Source organism: Stenotrophomonas sp. LST15-1-1.1 (genome assembly GCF_040815575.1).
Classification (GTDB): Bacteria; Pseudomonadota; Gammaproteobacteria; order Xanthomonadales; family Xanthomonadaceae; genus Stenotrophomonas; species Stenotrophomonas lactitubi_B.
The window spans coordinates 319,809-336,320 of record NZ_JBFPNJ010000023.1; the positions used below are offsets into that span (position 1 = coordinate 319,809).

Below are 16,512 nucleotides of genomic sequence, written 5' to 3' on the forward strand. Positions count from 1 at the left end.
GTAGAGTCGAGCCATGCTCGACTGCTCTCCGCGCTCCGCGCGGTAAGCCGAGCATGGCTCGGCTCTACAGGTGGAACGCCGCACGCAGCCTGGTAGATCCACGCCACGCGTGGATGCCGTGCCACCGCAATGCCGACCATGGTCGGCACCTGCCACGGCGGGGCTCAGCCCTTGGCCGCCTTGAACGCAACGCGTGCCGCTGCCAGCGTGGCCTCGATCACGGCATCGTCGTGGGCGCTGGACAGGAAGCCGGCTTCGTACGCCGACGGTGCCAGGAACACGCCCTGGTCCAGCATCGCGTGGAAGAAGCGGTTGAATGCCGGAATGTCACAGGCCGTGGCCTGGGCGTAGGTCTCCACCTTTTCGTTGGTGAAGAACAGCCCGAACATCGCGCCCACCTGGGTGGTGGTCACTGCTACGCCGGCATCGGCGGCGGCGGCCTCCAGCCCCGCGCACAGGCGTGCGGCGCGCGCGCTCAGGTCATCGTGGAAACCCGGCTGCTGGATCAGCTCCAGCATGGCCAGGCCGGCGGCCATCGCCACCGGATTGCCGCTGAGCGTACCTGCCTGGTAGATCGGGCCGGCCGGGGCGATCTGCTGCATCAGGTCGCGACGGCCACCATAGGCACCCACCGGCATGCCGCCGCCGATGATCTTGCCGAAGGTGGTCAGGTCCGGGCTGATGCCGTAGTGCGCCTGCGCACCGCCCAGGGCAACGCGGAAACCGGTCATCACTTCGTCGAAGATCAGCAGGGCGCCGTACTTCGTGCACAGCGCGCGCAGGTGCTGCAGATAGCCTTCGCGCGGCGGAATGCAGTTGGCGTTGCCCACCACCGGTTCGATGATCAGGCCGGCGATCTCGCTGCCGCGTGCCTCGAACAGGGCGGTGGCCGCCTCGAAGTCGTTGTAGGGCAGGGTCAGGGTCAGCTCGCTCAGGCCGGCCGGCACGCCGGGCGAGGTCGGCACGCCCAGGGTAAGCATGCCGCTGCCGGCCTTGACCAGGAACGAGTCGCCATGGCCGTGGTAGCAGCCTTCGAACTTGACGATGCAGTTGCGGCCGGTGGCACCGCGCGCCAAGCGGATCGCCGACAGGGTGGCTTCGGTACCGGAGTTCACCATGCGCACCATCTCGCACGACGGCACCAGCCGGGTGATGGTCTCGGCCATGGTCACTTCCGCTGCGCACGGCGCACCGAAGGACAGGCCGTTGTCGATCGCCTTCTTCACCGCCTGGCGTACGGCGGTGTGGTTGTGGCCGACGATCATCGGGCCCCACGAGCCCACGTAGTCGATGTAGCGGTTGCCGTCGACGTCGTACAGGTAGGCGCCGTCGGCGCGCTCGACGAAGAAGGGTTCGCCGCCGACCGACTTGAACGCGCGCACCGGTGAGTTGACGCCGCCAGGCAGCAATGCCTGGGCGCGGGAGAACAGGGCGTGGGACTGGTCGTGGTTCATGGGGTTTCCTGGGTATTACTGCGGCGTATCGAAACGGGCGAGGTAGGCGCGCTGGGTCGCGACCGGGTCCTGCGCGGCATAGATGCCGCTGACCACGGCCAGCAGATCGGCGCCGGCATCGATGATGGGACCGACATTGTCCGGGCTGAGGCCGCCAATCGCCACCCGCGGCACGCCCAGTGCGGCGCTTTGCCGCAGCAGGTCGGTGTGGGCGCGACTGCTGGTGACCTTGGTGGTGGTGGGGAAGAACGCGCCGAAGGCCACGTAGCTGGCGCCGGCCGCCACGGCACGCTCGGCGTTGGCCAGCTGGTCGTAGCAGGAGGCGCCGATAATGGCGTCGGCGCCGAGCAGGCTGCGGGCGGCGCCGATGTCACCGTCAGTGCCGCCCAGGTGCACGCCGGCCGCGCCGATGGCCTGGGCAAGCGCCGGGTCGTCGTTGACGATCAGCGGCACGCCGTGGGCGGCGCACAAGGCCTGCAGCGCCGTAGCCTGTTCCCGCCGCAGGGCATCGCTGGCGGTCTTGTTGCGGTACTGCAGCCAAGTGGCACCGGCGGCCAGCAGCGGCGCGGTTCGCGCCAGCAGGCGGGCGGTATCGGGTTCATCCGGGGTGATCAGGTAGACGCCGCGGGGCGTCGGGGAAGCAGAAGTCATCGATGGCTACCGGTGAGTGGACCGCGATGGGACAATGGCGGCCCGTGAATCCAGCCCCGATTATCCGATGACCGAAGCCACCCCCACCACCCTGCGTACCTGGATGTGCGTGGTCTGCGGATTCCTGTACCGCGAAGCGGATGGGCTGCCGGAAGAGGGCATTGCCCCGGGCACGCGCTGGGAAGACATTCCAGAGACCTGGACGTGCCCGGATTGCGGCGTGACCAAGGACGATTTCGAGATGGTCGAGATCGATTGAGGGAGGTGCCGCCAGGCCCTCCTGTGGGTGTGGACCGTTGGTCCACACACCCGACAACCTCACTCAATGCAGCCGCGGTACCGGTCCGCCGAGGTCGATCAGCTTCTCGCGCAGCCATTGCGCGTCGCTGGCCTCGGGGTTTCGCTTCAGGTACAGGCCCAGGTCGTTGCGCGCGCCGGCCAGGTAGTCCAGCTGCAGGTAGGCCAGGCCGCGATCGCGCAGGGCATCGTCCTGTTCGGGGGCAAGCTTGAGCAGGCGGTCGGCACTGCGCGCGGCACGGTCCCACTCGCTGGCCTCGGCATAGACACCATGCAGATTGCGCAGCATGCGGATCAGGATCGCACGGCTCGGTGCAGGATCGAGGATCTGCGCCAGCACCTGGTCGTCGGGCATCTGCCCGCCCAGGTGCGACTTGGCGCGTTCGCGCAGTTCGTCCACATCCAGCGGGCGGCCGCCGTTGAACGGGTCCATCACCAGCACGCCGTCGTCGACCGGCAGGCGCACCAGGAAATGACCGGGAAATGACACGCCGTCCAGCGGAATGCCCAACCGTCGCGCCACTTCCATCTGCACCAGCGCCAGCGATATCGGATTGCCCAGACGGCGTTCGAAGACCTGGTTGAGGTAGCTGTTGCGCGGGTCGTAGTACTCCTGGTGGTCGCCGCTGTAACCCAGCTCATCGAACAGGTGCCGGTTGATGGCCGCCATCTTCAGCGGGCTGTGCTCGATGCTGTCCACCTCGGCGCGCAGGTGCTCGACGTGGCTCTGCACCAGCGCATCGTAGGTCGACGGCTGCAGATCGGGATATTCATCGCGCGCGATCAGCAGCGCGGTCGGCAGCAGTGGCAGCGCCTCGTCGTCGAAGGCGGCCAGTGCATCCCAGTCGGGGAGTGTGATCCGGTCCTGCATGCCCACAGACTGGCGGCAATCGTGGGCGGTTTCAAGCAGCGTGGCGTGAATTTCTCATCCCACCGATTTCCCCCATCCACGCGTGGCGTGGATCTACCGTGTCGACCAAGGTCGACACTCACCAACAGCAGCGGGAAACTGTCAGAGGTGGGGCGGTGTGGGCTTGCAGGACCGCAGGCGCCATGGGTGGCGCCTACGAGCCCCCAGGGATGGGTTTACGGCGTGTCCTGCAAGCCCACATCGCCCCGCCATCCCTCGGACGCCCAGAAGTTGCATTTGATGTTGATCCGGCGGGTGCCGGGCGCAGCCCGGCCGAACCTTTATTTCTCGATGCCCGGGCCGAAGGTCAGCTCAGTTCCATCCTTCAGCTTAAGCTTCTCCGCCTGGCCGGCATTGAGTTCCAGCACGAAGCGCGCCGGGCCGCCGCTGGGGTAGGGCGGGCACATGTCGCCGGCCGAGCACGGCGGCACGTCACGCTGCTGGCTCACCAACCGCCGCTCGCTGTCGAAGTACAGGATGTCCAGCGCGATCTTGGTGTTCTTCATCCAGTACGCCTGCATTTCCTCGCGGTCATGCACGAACAGCATGCCGTGGTCATCGGCCATCTGGTCGCGGAACATCAACCCGCGCGCACGGGTTTCATCGTTGGTGGCCAGTTCAACGTCATAGCGTGCGCCGCCCAGTTCCACCCAGTGGCGGGCGGCATCGGTGGCGCAGCCGGTCAGGGCCAGCAGCGGGAGCATCAGCAGGGAGCGCAGCAACGACATCGTCAGTGTCCTTCGAAAGGGTCAGAGCACGATCGGCGGCTCGCCGCCGACGATCACCACATCGGCACGGCGACGTGCGAACAGGCCGACGCAGACCACGCCCGGCAACTGGTTGAGCTCGCGCTCCAGCTTTTCCGGATCGGTGATCTGCAGGTTGTGGATGTCCAGGATCTGGTTGCCGTTGTCGGTCACCACGCCTTCGCGCCAGGTTGGCTGGCCGCCGGTCATGTCGCGGATCTGGCGGGCGACCAGGCTGCGTGCCATCGGGATCACTTCCACCGGCAGCGGGAACCTGCCCAGCACCGGCACCTGCTTGCTCGGGTCGACGATGCAGACGAAGCGCTCGCTGGCCTCGGCGATGATCTTCTCGCGGGTCAGTGCAGCGCCGCCGCCCTTGATCAGGCACTTGTTGGCATCGCACTCGTCGGCGCCATCCACGTACAGCGACAGGGTGCCGGTGTGGTTCAGCTCGATCACCTCGATGCCATGCTGCTTCAGGCGCGCGGTGCTCTGCTCGGAACTGGACACCGCACCCTTGATGCGATGCTGGATGCGGGCCAGTGCATCGATGAAATAGGCGACGGTGGAACCGGTGCCGACACCGACGATCATGCCGTCTTCGACGTACTCGATGGCCTTTTCGGCGGCCAGGCGCTTGGCTTCAGACATTGCGGGGAGCTCTCAGGCAGGGAATCAGGATTTCTTTTCCAGCGACAGCAGCAGCTTCCACTGCGCGGCGGTCACCGGGAACACCGACAGGCGGTTGCCCTTGGCAACCAGCGGGAAGCCTTCGCCAAGCTCGTCGGCGTGCAGCTTGATCTCGTCCAGCGCGATCACCTGCTTCAGCTTGCGGTCGAAGGCCACGTCCACCAGCATCCAGCGCGGGTTTTCGCGCGTGCTCTTGGGGTCGTGGTAGTCGGATTCCGGATCGAACTGGGTGTCATCCGGGTAGGCCGCGCTGGCCACCGTGGCCAGGCCGACGATGCCGGGCACCTTGGTGTTGGAGTGGTAGAACAGGATGCCGTCGCCGACCTGCATGCCGTCGCGCATGAAGTTGCGCGCCTGGTAGTTGCGTACGCCATTCCAGGGTTCAACCTTGACCTTGGCCAGGTCATCGATGGAAAAGGCGTCCGGTTCGGACTTCATCAGCCAGTAGCGCTTGCGGGCGGTCATGCGTTCACGGGGGCAGCGGAAGGGAGCAGGGTGCCGGCTTCAGTGCAGATCGCATCCACCGCCACGTCCCAGGACGCTACCGGCAAGGACTCGACCTGCTGCACCGAGAATGCCGCGCCGACCAGCCAGGGTGGCGCCGGCCGATCATGGCGGAAGGCGAAGCTGCGATCATACCAGCCGCCCCCCATTCCCAGCCGCCGGCACTGTGCGTCGAAGCCCACCAGCGGCGTCACCACCAGGGCCATCTGCGCCGGTTCCAGAGTGTCTTCGATGGCGATGTCCGGTTCGGGGATGCCGTAACGGTTGCTGGTCAACGGCTGGCCGGGGCGCCAGGGCGCGAAGCGCAACACGTCGCCGTGCAGTACCGGCAGGCAGTAGCGCAGCGTGTCGGGCAGCTGCAGTTGCCAGCGGTGCAGGGCGATCTCGCCATCCAGCGCCCAATAGCCGGCCACGGCGCCTTCGCGCGGGGCGAACGGCAGCGCGAGCAGCGCATCGGCCAGCGATTCGGCAGCGGCGATACGGGCGGGAGCGGAAAGGTCGCGGCGGCGTTGCCGCAGGTCGTGGCGCAGGGCCTGTCGCGGGTCGGTCATGGCAGCGTGCGGCAAGGGTCAGCCGTCATTGTGCCGGAAAGAACAAGGGCGACGCCCGAAGACGCCGCCCTTGCTGGAATATTGCATTCTCCGCAATGTCGATGCATGCGAAACGACCTTGAACCCGGGGGCTCAAGTGGGAACGCTGGAGAACCATCGGGCTTCCCGCTGCAAGGCGGACCTGCACTCCCGGCGCTGTCGCGCTCCCGGTGTCGTTCTTAAGGGACAAGGCGAATGTTTGCACATGCCGTCGAGTACCGCAGAGAACGCGTCGCCATTATAGCTATCGTGCGTGATCTGGATAGGCCGTTCGTCGGCAACAGTGCGTGCCAATTCAGAAAAGAGAAGGCGCATTCCGCGCCTTTCTCACGTGCTGCTGTCGATTGCCCGGTCCAGACGCCGGTTCAGGTCGGCCAGGGTCTGCTGCAGGGCCACCGCCTGGCGCGCGTTCTCGTCTCGCAGCAGCTGCAGTTCGTGCGCCAGGTTGAGCGCTGCCAGCACCGCGATGCGGTCGACCGCGGCCATCCGGTTGCTGCCACGGATCTCGCGCATGCGCGCATCCAGCAGGCGGGCGGCCGCCATCAGGCTGTCGCGTTCATCACCGCCGACGCCGACCGTGTACTCACGGTCGAGGATACGGACGCTGACCGGTTCGGCACTCATGTGTGCTGCTCCAAGGACTTGAGCCGGGTGATCATCGCTTCCACCCGTGAACGCGCCTGCTCGTTCTTGGCCAGCAGCGTCGAGCGCTCTGCCACCAGCTGTTCCTGCTGGTGGCGCAGGCTGCGGTTCTCCTCTGCCAGCCGCTGGTTGCGGTCGAGCAACGCCTCCACACGGGCGGCGAAGGCCTGCAACTGGGCAAGGGGATCGGCGGGTTCCATGCCCGCACGATAGGCAAGCCGGGTCAGGGCGGTCAAGCACTGTCGCAGCAGGCCCCGGTGGCCACGAAGCGCAGGCGGACACATTGCTACACTACCCGGCTCACGGGCGCGCGCGTGCGCGCTCCGCAGTTTCCCTTCCGAACGAGCCGCACGATGACCGAACTCCCCTCCGTCGACGACGTTACCCGCGCCAGCCAGGAACTGGGCCTGGGCGCCACTGCTGCCGAGCTGCATGGCGGGCTGTGCGGCTGGCTGGCCGCTGGCGGCGCCCCCGGCAATGACTGGCCGGCGCGCGTGCTGGCCGACGACAATCTGCCGCAGGTGGCTGCCGACAGTGCGCTGGCGCAGTTGCTGGAGGCCACCATCAAGCAGCTGGAAGACCGTGACTTCGCCTTCGAGCTGCTGTTGACCGACAGCAGCGACGTTGCCGCGCAGGCGGACGCCATGTTCAGCTGGACCCGTTCCTTCCTGGGCGGCTTTGGCCTGGGCAGTGGCGGCCACCGGCCGACCCTGTCCGAAGAAGGCGAGGAGGCACTGAACGACCTGGCCAGCCTGGCCCGTGCCTCGAGCGAAGATTTCGAAGCCGGCGGAGATGATGACGACGAAGCCCTGTCGGAGATCGAAGAATTCATCCGGGTGGCGGTGCTGCTGCTGCACGGTGACGTGGTGCTGGCCGCGCGCCATCGGCAGCGCCTGAACTGATGGATATCAAGCAGCGCACCGGCATCGCTGCCGGCGAGTACAAGCGTCGCCGCCGGCAGTTGATGGACATGGCGGGCGAAGACGCGATCCTGGTGCTGCCGGCGGCATCGGAGAAGGTGCGCAGCCTCGATACCCATTATCCGTACCGGCAGGATTCGGATTTCCAGTACCTGACCGGCTTCCCGGAGCCGGAAGCGGTGCTGGTGCTGATTCCAGGCCGCCGCCACGGCGAAGCCATCCTGTTCTGTCGCGAGCGCGATCCCGAGCGCGAAGCCTGGGACGGTGGTCGCGCCGGCCAGGAAGGCGCCGTCGCGCAGTTCGCGATGGACGATGCCTACCCGATCACCGATCTGGACGACATCCTGCCGGGCCTGCTGGAAGGGCGGTCGCGGGTGTACTACCACTTCGGCCGCGATGCGGACTTTGACCTGAAGCTGATCGGCTGGGTGAACCGCGTGCGTTCGCAGGTGCGCCATGGTGCGCAGCCGCCGCATGAGTTCCTGGAGCTGGGCCATCTGCTGCACGAGCAGCGCTTGTTCAAGTCCGGAGCCGAGGTGGCGTTGATGCAGCGCGCGGCCGACATCAGCGTGCTGGCGCATCGTGCGGCCATGCAGGCCGCGAAGGCCGGCATCCACGAGTACGAACTGCAGGCCGAGCTGGAGCGGGTGTTCCGCGCCAACGACGCGGTGCCTGCGTACTGCAGCATCGTCGGCGCCGGCCGCAACGCCTGCATCCTGCACTACCGCGACAACAACGCGCGTTCGCGCGACGGCGAACTGGTGTTGATCGACGCTGGCGCGGAGTTCCGCGGCTATGCCAGTGACATCACCCGTACGTTCCCGGTCAACGGTCGTTTCAGCGCCGAGCAGCGCGCGCTGCATGATCTGGTGGGCGCGGCGCAGGCGGCGGCACTGGCCCAGGCCAAGCCGGGCGTGGCGTATGAAATGGGCCATCTGGCGGCGGTGCAGACTCTTACCGAGGGGTTGCTGCAATTGGGCCTGTTGAAGGGCACGCTGGAAAAGAATCTTGCCGAAGGGTTGTACCAGCGTTTCTACCGGCACAAGACCGGGCACTGGATCGGACTGGATGTGCACGACGTAGGCGATTACCGCTTGGCCGGCGATTCGCGCCTGCTGGAGCCGGGCATGGCCTTCACCATCGAGCCGGGGCTGTACATCGGCGTGGACGACACGACGGTGGAACCGCGCTGGCGTGGCATCGGCATCCGTACCGAAGATGACGTGCTGATCACCGACGACGGGCATCGGGTGTTGACTGAAGGCCTGGCGCGCAGCGCCGACGAGATCGAAGCGTTGATGGCGGGGTAAGAGGGTTTTCGGCAGGGCTTGCAGCCCTGCACCTGCAGAGGCAACAGCCACAGCAACCGCAACCGCAACAGCGGCATTCCGTGGGAAGGCGGGGTACTGTGGGTTTGCGGGGACGCCGCAAGTACGTCCTTGTAGGCTTGGTCGCCGCATCCATGCGGCTCACACCCCGCAAACCCACAGTACCCCGCCTTCGACATTTTCCCGCGATCTGCGGTGTGAATGACGCTCTTCTGTAGAGCCGAGCCATGCTCGGCTTGCGCGCGAAGCGCGTGGGTTCCGAACAAGAGCAGCCGAGCATGGCTCGGCTCTACAGAAGCGCGGAAGACGCGAGCGAGCGCAGCGAGCGACCCGCTTTTGCTTTTCTTTCTTTCTTCCGTGGCTGGCCGCACACGGAAACTGTCAGAGGCGGGGCGGGTGGGCCGTGCAGGGGCGTTGGCGCCATGGATGGCGCCATCGAGCTTACAGGGACGTACTTGCAGCGTCCCCTGCACGGCCCGCCCGCCCCGCCTACTCCATGAACCGCTCTACGCGACCAACCACGAGGGGCTCAGCCGTTGGCCGCCGCAAACACCGGCCGCGTCAGATTGTCCGCCTCGCCATCAGTGCACAGCACTTCGTCTTCGATGCGGATGCCGCCGTACGGACGGAAGAAGTCCACGCGATCCCAGTTGATCGCATCGCCATGACCGGCAGCCTTCACTTCGTTCAACAGCATGTCGATGAAGTACAGGCCCGGCTCGATCGTCACCACCATGCCCGGTTCCAGTGCGCGGGTCAGGCGCAGGTACGGATGGCCGGCCGGGCGCTCGATGCGGCCGCCTTCGTCACTGGCGGCGAAACCAGCCACGTCGTGCACCTGCAGGCCGATCAGGTGACCGATGCCATGTGGGAAGAACGCGGCGCTGACGCCGGTTTCCAGCGCGGTCTGCGGCGACACCTTGATCACGCCGAAGTCCTTCAGCACGCCCATCAGCGACAGATGCGCGTCGACATGCAGCTGCTTGTAGTCGAAGCCCGGGCGCACCGCTGCGCACATCGCCTGCTGCGCGGCATCAACGGCTTCGATCATCGCCGCGAACTCGTCATGGCCGGCGGCAGCGTAGGTGCGGGTGATGTCGCTGGCATAACCGTGTGCGCTGGCGCCGGCGTCGATCAGGAAGCTGCGCAGCGGCTGCGGTGCCCTGCGGCCCAGTTCGGTGTAATGCAGCACCGCCGCATGCTCGTTCAGGGCCACGATGTTGCCATACGGCAGTTCGGCGGCGTCCTGGCCTACGGCCTGGCAGTACGCCATGTGGATGCTGAACTCGTCGGCGCCGTTGCGGAAGGCGGCTTCGGCCGCGCGATGGCCGCGCACACCCAGCACCTGCGCTTGGCGCATCAGTGCGATTTCATACGCCGTCTTGCTGCCGCGATGCCATTCCAGGTAGTTCACCACCGGCGCCGGGTTGTTGGGCACATAGGCGCCCAGCGCGCTCTGCGGCTCGCCCAGGATCGCGCAGCGCGCCGGGTCGGACGGCAGCAGCGCCAGCGCCTCTTCGGGCTTGCGGATGATGTGGATGTCGAAGTGTTCGACCCACCAGCCGCTCGGGGCGTCCGGTACCACGTGCCAGTAGTCGAACGGCTGGTGGAAGATCACCGCCGGACGCTTGCCCGGGGTGAACACGATCCAGCTGTTGGGTACCCGGGTCAGCGGCAGCCAGGCCTTGAACTGCGGGTTGACCGCGTACGGGTAATCACGGTCGTCGAAGACCTGGTAGTGCAGGGTGCCGCTGGGCACCACCAGGTGGTCGAAGCCGCCGCGTGCCAGCGCCTGCTCGGCGCGTCGGCACAGCACGGCCAGGTGGTCGGGATACAGGGCGCCGGGGGCTTGCTGGATCATTGCGGTGGCTCGACACGGAAAACGGCCCTAGATTCTGCCGGATACCGACGCAATCCGCTGTGCCGGAACCGGCACTCAGCCCGTCGAAACCGGTGCCTCGTCGCTGTCTTCGCCGATCCACCGGCGCAGCAGCTGCCGATGCTCGCGTGACAGGGTCAGGAAGCGGAAGCCTGCCCAGCTCTGGCCGGGCGCATGCGCCGGTTCGCTCCACAGCAGGTGTACGCCGACGTCGATCAGCTCGCTGCGACCATCGGCCGAGGGCAACGGGAAGCGCAACTGATACAGCGCATCGTCGCGCAGCGGGGCGCTGGCCAGCATCAGCATGCCGGTCTCGGACACGTTGCCCAGGCGTCCAACCACGCTGTCGCGCATCTGGTCGGTCACCGGCACCAGATCGGAGACCTGCCGGCGCGGCGCGCGGCGGGTATCAACGGGCGGTTGTGTGCTCATGCGTTGGGCTCCTGCTGGCGGCGTGTGGCAAGTGCGCGCAGCGCGCCCAGGCTCGCCTGCCACGCGCGATCGACCAGCCGGCCCTTGTCTTCGGTGACCAGCTGCGCGCGCCCGGCACTCATCTGCCGGGCCAGCGTATCCAGCGTGGTTTCGCCGATCTTCTGTCCACGTGCGTTGACGAACAGCACATGGCCGGTCAGCAGGCTGTACCAGGACAGGCGCTGGCGGCGCAGCGCGCCTTCGCCATCATCGATATCGAACCAGCTGCCGAACGGCAGCGCGCACACCTGCTGGTAGCAGGTCTCCTCGGCCTCGCTGCGCGGTGCGGCATCCTTTGCCAGCGCCTGAGTGCCCGCGTGCTCGCCCAGACGCGCATGGGCCTTCAGGCGCGCGCTGAGTTCGGTGCGCGAGGTGCTTTCGTCTTCACCACCCGGCGTCGACAGACGGCGCGCGACGGCTGCGGCTTCCTCTGCGTGGTAGCCGACCTGCAGCAGGGCCGATTCAACCTCGGCGGCCAGCGGCGCGTCGGTCGCGCTGCTTTCGCTGGCGGCGCCGGCAGTGATCGCCGCGATGCGTTCGGTCTGCTGCAGGCGCTCCTGCCACTGCGGCGAATCTTCGCCGTGACGAAGGCGGGTCAGCGTCAATGCGTCCGCCCAGGCCTGGCGCAGCAGTGTCTGCACGAAGCGTGGCGGTTCCTGGGTATCGCAGCACTGGTCGATCTGCGCATTGGCCTGGCGTCGCGCAAGCTCCAGCCGCTCCTTGCCGCGTGCGGCTTCCACGTGGCGGCGCTCGGCCAGCTCGGCGCGGTGCGCAGCGGCGCGCTGGTGCTGCTGTATCTCATCGTTGGCGGCGGCAAAGGCCTCGGGCGTGCGTGCATCCTGGCCGAGCAGGCCCTGTACGCTCTGCGCCAGCCGTTGCAGCAGCTGCGGGTCGACATCGTCATCGCCGAGCCAGCTGGCGCCGGCTTCAGCGACATGGTTCAGCAGTTCGCGTGCCGGGTGTTCGTCGCGCACGAAGAACCCGGGGTCGGCCATCGCTGCGCGCGCCAGTGGCACCTGCAGGCGCGCGAGCAGCGCGGCCGGCACCGGATCCGGTCGTTGTTGCTGCTGTACCTGCTGCAGCAGCAGGCGCAGCAGATCGAGGTTGTCGCTGTCGTGGCTGCCAAGGTTTGCCTGCGCGCCATGCTCGCTGCGCAGCTGGGCGACCACGGCGGCCTGCAGATCGGTCATGGCGCTGGCGGCGCTGGCCTGGCCCTGCAGGCGCGCCAGCACGGCATCAACCGCTGCACTGGGCAGGGCAGAGGGATCGGCCGCTGGTTGCGGGGTCGGCCGCGCCCGTTGCAGCATTTCATGCAGCACGCTGCTGGCCGGTACCGTCAGCCCGGCTGACGCGCCGGGCGGCGCCGCATCGGCGAAGGCGTCCTGCATCAACGTCGACCACGAGCCGGCCGGTGCCGAGCCGCCCCAACCGGTCATCGGCGTGGGCACGCGCGGAGACGGGCGTCCACTGCGGCCGCTGCCAACCGACTGGGTAATGATCCGGCGGGTACTCGAAGAGCGTGCCAGGTACGGGGTGTAGACCAGGCCGGGCAGGATGCCGTGCTGTGCCAGCAGCGCATTGGCGCGGTCGAGCACATCGCCCAGCCGCTCCAGCACCTGCCGCTCGAAGCTGCGGTACAGCGCCATCTGCACCTCGGCGCTGAGGGCATCCTGTTCGGCCAGCTTGCGCACCATCGTGCACAGGGCCTGCGGTGCCAGGGGCAGGGTATCGGCTTCAAAGGCTGGTGCACCGGCAACAACACCCAGGCGCTGACCGAGCAGGTTCAAGGCGTTGGCCGAACGCAGCGTTTCCCGGCGCACCATTTCGGTCAGCAGCAGGTCGCGGTCGACCTCATGCTCGGCCACCAGGGTCAACCCCAGCATGCCGGGCAACGGCGGAGGGGTGACGGCAGCCACGATCGGGGTGATCGGTTCGCGCAACCGCGCAAGCGCATCGGCCAGCGCATCGAGCATGCGGTCGCTGAAGTGGCCGGCGAACGCATGCAGCTGCCCGCGCTGTGCCAGCAGGTCAGCCTGCTGTTGCGGGTTGCGGGCATGGTCGGCGTCATGCAGCAGGGTCTGCTCCAGCGCCTCCACGGTCAGGATCAGCGGTGCCGTCAGGGCCTGGTGGCACAGGCCGATCAACGCGCCCAGCAGCTCGCGCACGCGCGGCGGCAGATCGGCTGCGGCGAGGCGCGCAGTGTCGGCACTGGAGAGGGAAAAGACAGCAGACATCGGCGAGGGGGTCCGGATTCCCGCGGATCGATCTTGGAATCTACCGTGTCGGCCGGTGAAGGCGCTACTTTAGCGATCGATTCATTCAGCGCAGCCTTCCCTGGCTGTACCGCAGGCGGATCATTCTTCCAGGAACAGGCTGACCACATCGTTGGTGAAGCGCCGACCGAGCTCAGTCGGCTGCACGTGCCCGTCTGCCACCACCAGCCAGCCGCGCTGCACCGCTTCGGCCAATGGAACGTCCAGCACGCTGCGGGCCAGGCCGGTCCGCGATTCAAAGTCGCGCAGGCTGAAACCTTCGTGCAGGCGCAGCAGGTTGAGCATGTACTCGAACGGCAGGCGATCGGCGGCGATCACCTCGTCGCCACCGAACGATGCGGCCGTGCCTGCGGTATCCATGAACGTCTGCGGGTGCTTGTGCTTCCAGCGTCGCAGCACGTGCTCCTCGGCGCCGGAACTGATCTTGCCGTGTGCGCCGGCGCCGATACCGAGGTAGTCACCGAAACGCCAGTAGTTCAGGTTGTGCGCGCTCTGCCGGCCGGGGCGGGCGTAGGCACTCACCTCGTACTGGCCGAAACCGGCCTGCGCCAGCAGCGCCTGGCAGTGTTCCTGCATGTCCCAGGCATGGTCTTCATCGGGGATGCCCTGCGGCGGCCGCGCGAAGAACACGGTGTTCGGTTCCAGGGTCAGCTGGTAGTGCGAGATGTGGGTCGGCTGCAACGCGAACGCGCGTTCCAGGTCGGCCTCGGCACCGGCCAGGGTCTGCTCCGGCAGGGCGTACATCAGGTCGATGTTGAAATTGTCGTAGCCCGCGTCCTGCGCCATCTTCACCGCGCGCTCGGCCTCGCCACTGTCGTGGATGCGGCCCAGTCGCTTCAGCGCGGCATCATCGAAACTCTGGATGCCGAAGCTGAGGCGGTTGACGCCGGCCGCACGGTAGCGGTCGAAGCGGCCATGCTCGGCGGTGCCCGGGTTGGTTTCCAGGGTGATCTCGGCATTGGGCGCGAAGCGCAGGCGCGCGCTGGCCTGCTGCAGGAAGCGGTCGATGGCTTCCGGCGGGAACAGGCTGGGCGTGCCACCACCGAAGAACACGCTGCTGACCACCCGGCCCCAGACCAGCGGCAGGTCCTGGTCGAGGTCGCGCACCAGCGCATCGATGTAGGCATCGAAGGGCAGTTCGCCCTTGGCCTGGTGCGAGTTGAAATCGCAGTACGGGCACTTGCGCACGCACCACGGCAGATGCACGTACAGCGCCAGCGGCGGCGGTACCAGGCGCGGCGGGGTGTCGTGCTCGCAGGACTCGCCGGGCAGGTGGTTGCAGTGATCGTGGTCGTGGTCGTGCGGCATGGCGGTCATCGGTAGTGCCGGCCGCGGGCCGGCTTCCCTGTGTTGTTCGGGTGGGGTGTCAGAGCCAGGCCGCGAGCTGCTGCTTGAGCTGCTGCAGGGCGATGGCACGATGGCTGATGGCATTCTTCAACGCCGGTTCCATCTCCGCAGCGGTCAGGCCGCGGGCGGTATCGAGGAACACCGGGTTGTAGCCGAATCCATTCGTACCGCGCAGTTCGCGGATGATCTGCCCTTCCCAGCGGCCTTCGCAGATCAGCGGCTGCGGGTCGGTGGCATGGCGCAACAGCACGATCACCGCATAGAAGCGGGCGCTGCGCTGGCCATCGGCGATGTCGGCCATCGCGTCCAGCAGCTTGGCATTGTTGGCCGCCGCGTTGGTCGGATGACCCGCGTAGCGCGCGCTGTACAGACCCGGCGCACCGCCGAGGGCATCGACGATCAGGCCCGAATCATCGGCCAGCGCCGGCAGGCCGGTCGCTTCGCAGGCGGCGCGGGCCTTCAGCAGCGCGTTCTCGACGAAGGTCAGGCCGGTCTCTTCCACATCGCCCAGGCCCAGTTCGGCGGCCGAGGTGATCTGCAGTGGCAGGTCGGCGAGGATTTCCTGCATTTCCACCAGCTTGCCAGCGTTGTGGCTGGCCAGGACAAGCTTCTTCATCAGCGGGGCTCCAACAGGTCCCAGGTGTTGCCGTACAGGTCGCGGAACACCGCGACCGTGGCGTAGGGTTCTTCGCGCGGTTCTTCCAGGAATTCGACACCGGCGGCCAGCATCGCCGCGTGGTCGCGGCGGAAGTCGTCGGTGTTGAGGAAGAAGCCGACGCGGCCACCGGTCTGGTTGCCGATGCGGCTGCGCTGCTCGTCGTCGCTGGCGCGGGCCAGCAGCAGGGCGGCGGCGCTGCCGTCGGTCGGCCCAACCACGACCCAGCGTTTGCTGCCCTGGTCGATGTCCTCCAGCAGCTGGAAGCCGAGCTTGCCGGTGTACCAGGCAATGGCTTCGTCGTAGTCGGCCACCACCAGGGTGGTCAGGGCAATGCGCCGGTTCATGCCGACAGCGCTGCCTGCTGCGCGGCCAGCAGCTCGGTCACGCCCTTCTCGGCCAGGCCCAGCAGCGCATCCAGTTCGTCACGGCGGAAGGCATGGCCTTCGGCGGTGCCCTGCAGCTCGATGAAACCGCCGCCGTCGTTCATCACCACGTTCATGTCGGTGTCGCAGTCGCTGTCTTCGGCGTAGTCCAGGTCCAGCACCGGGGTGCCGCGGTAGACACCGACCGACACCGCCGCCACCGCGCCAAGGATCGGGTTGCGCTTGATGTCGCCGCGCTTCATCAGCACGTTCACCGCATCGACCAAGGCCACATAGGCGCCGGTGATCGCAGCGGTACGGGTGCCGCCGTCGGCCTGCAGCACGTCGCAGTCCAGGGTGATGGTGCGTTCGCCCAGTGCGTTGCGGTCCACGCAGGCACGCAGGCTGCGGCCGATCAGGCGCTGGATTTCCAGCGTGCGGCCGCCCTGCTTGCCACGTGCGGCTTCGCGGTCGCTACGGGTATGGGTGGCGCGCGGCAGCATCCCGTACTCGGCGGTCACCCAGCCTTCGCCCTTGCCACGCAGGAAGCCCGGCACCCGGTTCTCGATGCTGGCCGTGCACAGCACGCGGGTTTCACCGAAGCAGACCAGCACCGAACCTTCGGCGTGGCGGGTGAAACCGCGCTGGATGACGACCGGGCGCAGCTGATCGGGCTGGCGGCCACTGGGGCGGAAATCGGACATGGGGCAGGTTCCGTAGGGAAAGGGAGTACGCCACCATCCCCGCGGCCTTCACGGGGCGAGGAAAGGGGCTCAAAAGAGACCGCTAG

At 67.4% G+C, this 16,512-nt stretch carries 19 protein-coding genes and 1 other RNA gene; 3 read left to right on the forward strand and 17 right to left on the reverse strand.

The window, feature by feature from the left end:
• Window positions 1-164 precede the first annotated feature (164 nt).
• Window positions 165-1,454 carry a glutamate-1-semialdehyde 2,1-aminomutase gene (hemL, locus tag MRBLST15_RS11750; RefSeq protein WP_265952681.1) on the reverse strand — a complete coding sequence of 430 codons (1,290 nt, stop codon included), beginning with the start codon at window positions 1,452-1,454 and terminating at the stop codon, window positions 165-167.
• A 15-nt stretch (window positions 1,455-1,469) separates the two neighbouring features.
• The gene (gene thiE, locus MRBLST15_RS11755; RefSeq protein WP_367785979.1) at window positions 1,470-2,105 is read right to left on the reverse strand and encodes a thiamine phosphate synthase; all 636 of its coding nucleotides are present in this window, start codon (window positions 2,103-2,105) and stop codon (window positions 1,470-1,472) included.
• 34 nt (window positions 2,106-2,139) lie between these two features.
• On the opposite strand from thiE, the gene MRBLST15_RS11760 reads away from it, so the two are divergent.
• The gene (locus tag MRBLST15_RS11760) at window positions 2,140-2,364 is read left to right on the forward strand and encodes a rubredoxin (protein ID WP_312705166.1); all 225 of its coding nucleotides are present in this window, start codon (window positions 2,140-2,142) and stop codon (window positions 2,362-2,364) included.
• 63 nt (window positions 2,365-2,427) lie between these two features.
• Here the strand turns inward: MRBLST15_RS11760 and MRBLST15_RS11765 are convergent, their stop codons facing one another.
• The 8 genes from MRBLST15_RS11765 to MRBLST15_RS11800 all read right to left on the reverse strand — a co-directional run bounded on the left by MRBLST15_RS11765 (window position 2,428) and on the right by MRBLST15_RS11800 (window position 6,684).
• Window positions 2,428-3,273: a SirB1 family protein gene (locus tag MRBLST15_RS11765; RefSeq protein WP_265952683.1), complete on the reverse strand. Its 846-nt coding sequence runs from the start codon at window positions 3,271-3,273 to the stop codon at window positions 2,428-2,430.
• A 320-nt stretch (window positions 3,274-3,593) separates the two neighbouring features.
• Complete coding sequence (locus MRBLST15_RS11770) at window positions 3,594-4,040, reverse strand: DUF192 domain-containing protein (RefSeq protein WP_312705165.1); 447 nt, start codon at window positions 4,038-4,040, stop codon at window positions 3,594-3,596.
• Between the two features lie 21 nt (window positions 4,041-4,061).
• A complete protein-coding gene (gene rpiA, locus MRBLST15_RS11775) occupies window positions 4,062-4,709 on the reverse strand; it encodes a ribose-5-phosphate isomerase RpiA (RefSeq protein ID WP_099820806.1) in 648 nt (215 codons plus the stop codon).
• A 24-nt stretch (window positions 4,710-4,733) separates the two neighbouring features.
• Entirely contained in the window at window positions 4,734-5,213 is a 480-nt protein-coding gene (locus MRBLST15_RS11780) for an EVE domain-containing protein (RefSeq protein ID WP_265955900.1), read from the reverse strand.
• Complete coding sequence (locus tag MRBLST15_RS11785; RefSeq protein WP_099820807.1) at window positions 5,210-5,803, reverse strand: 5-formyltetrahydrofolate cyclo-ligase; 594 nt, start codon at window positions 5,801-5,803, stop codon at window positions 5,210-5,212. The genes MRBLST15_RS11780 and MRBLST15_RS11785 overlap by 4 nt, the downstream gene beginning before the upstream one ends.
• 83 nt (window positions 5,804-5,886) lie before the next feature.
• A non-coding RNA gene (gene ssrS / locus MRBLST15_RS11790) (6S RNA) lies at window positions 5,887-6,072 on the reverse strand.
• A gap of 97 nt (window positions 6,073-6,169) precedes the next feature.
• Window positions 6,170-6,466 (reverse strand): cell division protein ZapA, encoded by a 297-nt coding sequence (locus MRBLST15_RS11795; RefSeq protein WP_025874199.1) that lies wholly within the window; start codon window positions 6,464-6,466, stop codon window positions 6,170-6,172.
• Window positions 6,463-6,684 (reverse strand): TIGR02449 family protein, encoded by a 222-nt coding sequence (locus MRBLST15_RS11800; protein ID WP_025874200.1) that lies wholly within the window; start codon window positions 6,682-6,684, stop codon window positions 6,463-6,465. The genes MRBLST15_RS11795 and MRBLST15_RS11800 overlap by 4 nt, the downstream gene beginning before the upstream one ends.
• Window positions 6,685-6,837: 153 nt before the next feature.
• Between MRBLST15_RS11800 and MRBLST15_RS11805 the strand changes: the two genes are divergently transcribed.
• Together MRBLST15_RS11805 and MRBLST15_RS11810 are read left to right on the forward strand one after the other, a co-directional pair.
• Complete coding sequence (locus MRBLST15_RS11805) at window positions 6,838-7,386, forward strand: YecA family protein (protein ID WP_089236676.1); 549 nt, start codon at window positions 6,838-6,840, stop codon at window positions 7,384-7,386.
• A 5-nt stretch (window positions 7,387-7,391) separates the two neighbouring features.
• Window positions 7,392-8,714 (forward strand): aminopeptidase P N-terminal domain-containing protein, encoded by a 1,323-nt coding sequence (locus tag MRBLST15_RS11810; RefSeq protein WP_312705191.1) that lies wholly within the window; start codon window positions 7,392-7,394, stop codon window positions 8,712-8,714.
• A gap of 547 nt (window positions 8,715-9,261) precedes the next feature.
• Here MRBLST15_RS11810 and pepQ read toward each other — a convergent pair.
• From pepQ to rph, 7 genes are all read right to left on the reverse strand, one after another.
• On the reverse strand, window positions 9,262-10,593 hold the full coding sequence (gene pepQ / locus MRBLST15_RS11815) for a Xaa-Pro dipeptidase (RefSeq protein ID WP_367785980.1): 1,332 nt from the start codon (window positions 10,591-10,593) through the stop codon (window positions 9,262-9,264).
• A gap of 75 nt (window positions 10,594-10,668) precedes the next feature.
• A complete protein-coding gene (locus tag MRBLST15_RS11820; RefSeq protein ID WP_312705162.1) occupies window positions 10,669-11,043 on the reverse strand; it encodes a PilZ domain-containing protein in 375 nt (124 codons plus the stop codon).
• Entirely contained in the window at window positions 11,040-13,316 is a 2,277-nt protein-coding gene (locus MRBLST15_RS11825; protein ID WP_367785981.1) for a DUF1631 family protein, read from the reverse strand. The genes MRBLST15_RS11820 and MRBLST15_RS11825 overlap by 4 nt, the downstream gene beginning before the upstream one ends.
• A gap of 120 nt (window positions 13,317-13,436) precedes the next feature.
• Window positions 13,437-14,663, reverse strand: coding sequence for a radical SAM family heme chaperone HemW (hemW, locus tag MRBLST15_RS11830; RefSeq protein ID WP_265952020.1), 1,227 nt, complete (start codon window positions 14,661-14,663; stop codon window positions 13,437-13,439).
• Between the two features lie 58 nt (window positions 14,664-14,721).
• Window positions 14,722-15,318: an RdgB/HAM1 family non-canonical purine NTP pyrophosphatase gene (gene rdgB / locus MRBLST15_RS11835; protein ID WP_367785982.1), complete on the reverse strand. Its 597-nt coding sequence runs from the start codon at window positions 15,316-15,318 to the stop codon at window positions 14,722-14,724.
• Entirely contained in the window at window positions 15,318-15,704 is a 387-nt protein-coding gene (locus tag MRBLST15_RS11840; protein ID WP_265952021.1) for a VOC family protein, read from the reverse strand. Before MRBLST15_RS11840 ends, rdgB begins: the two co-directional genes overlap by 1 nt.
• On the reverse strand, window positions 15,701-16,426 hold the full coding sequence (gene rph / locus MRBLST15_RS11845; RefSeq protein ID WP_025874210.1) for a ribonuclease PH: 726 nt from the start codon (window positions 16,424-16,426) through the stop codon (window positions 15,701-15,703). The genes MRBLST15_RS11840 and rph overlap by 4 nt, the downstream gene beginning before the upstream one ends.
• Window positions 16,427-16,512: the final 86 nt, after the last annotated feature.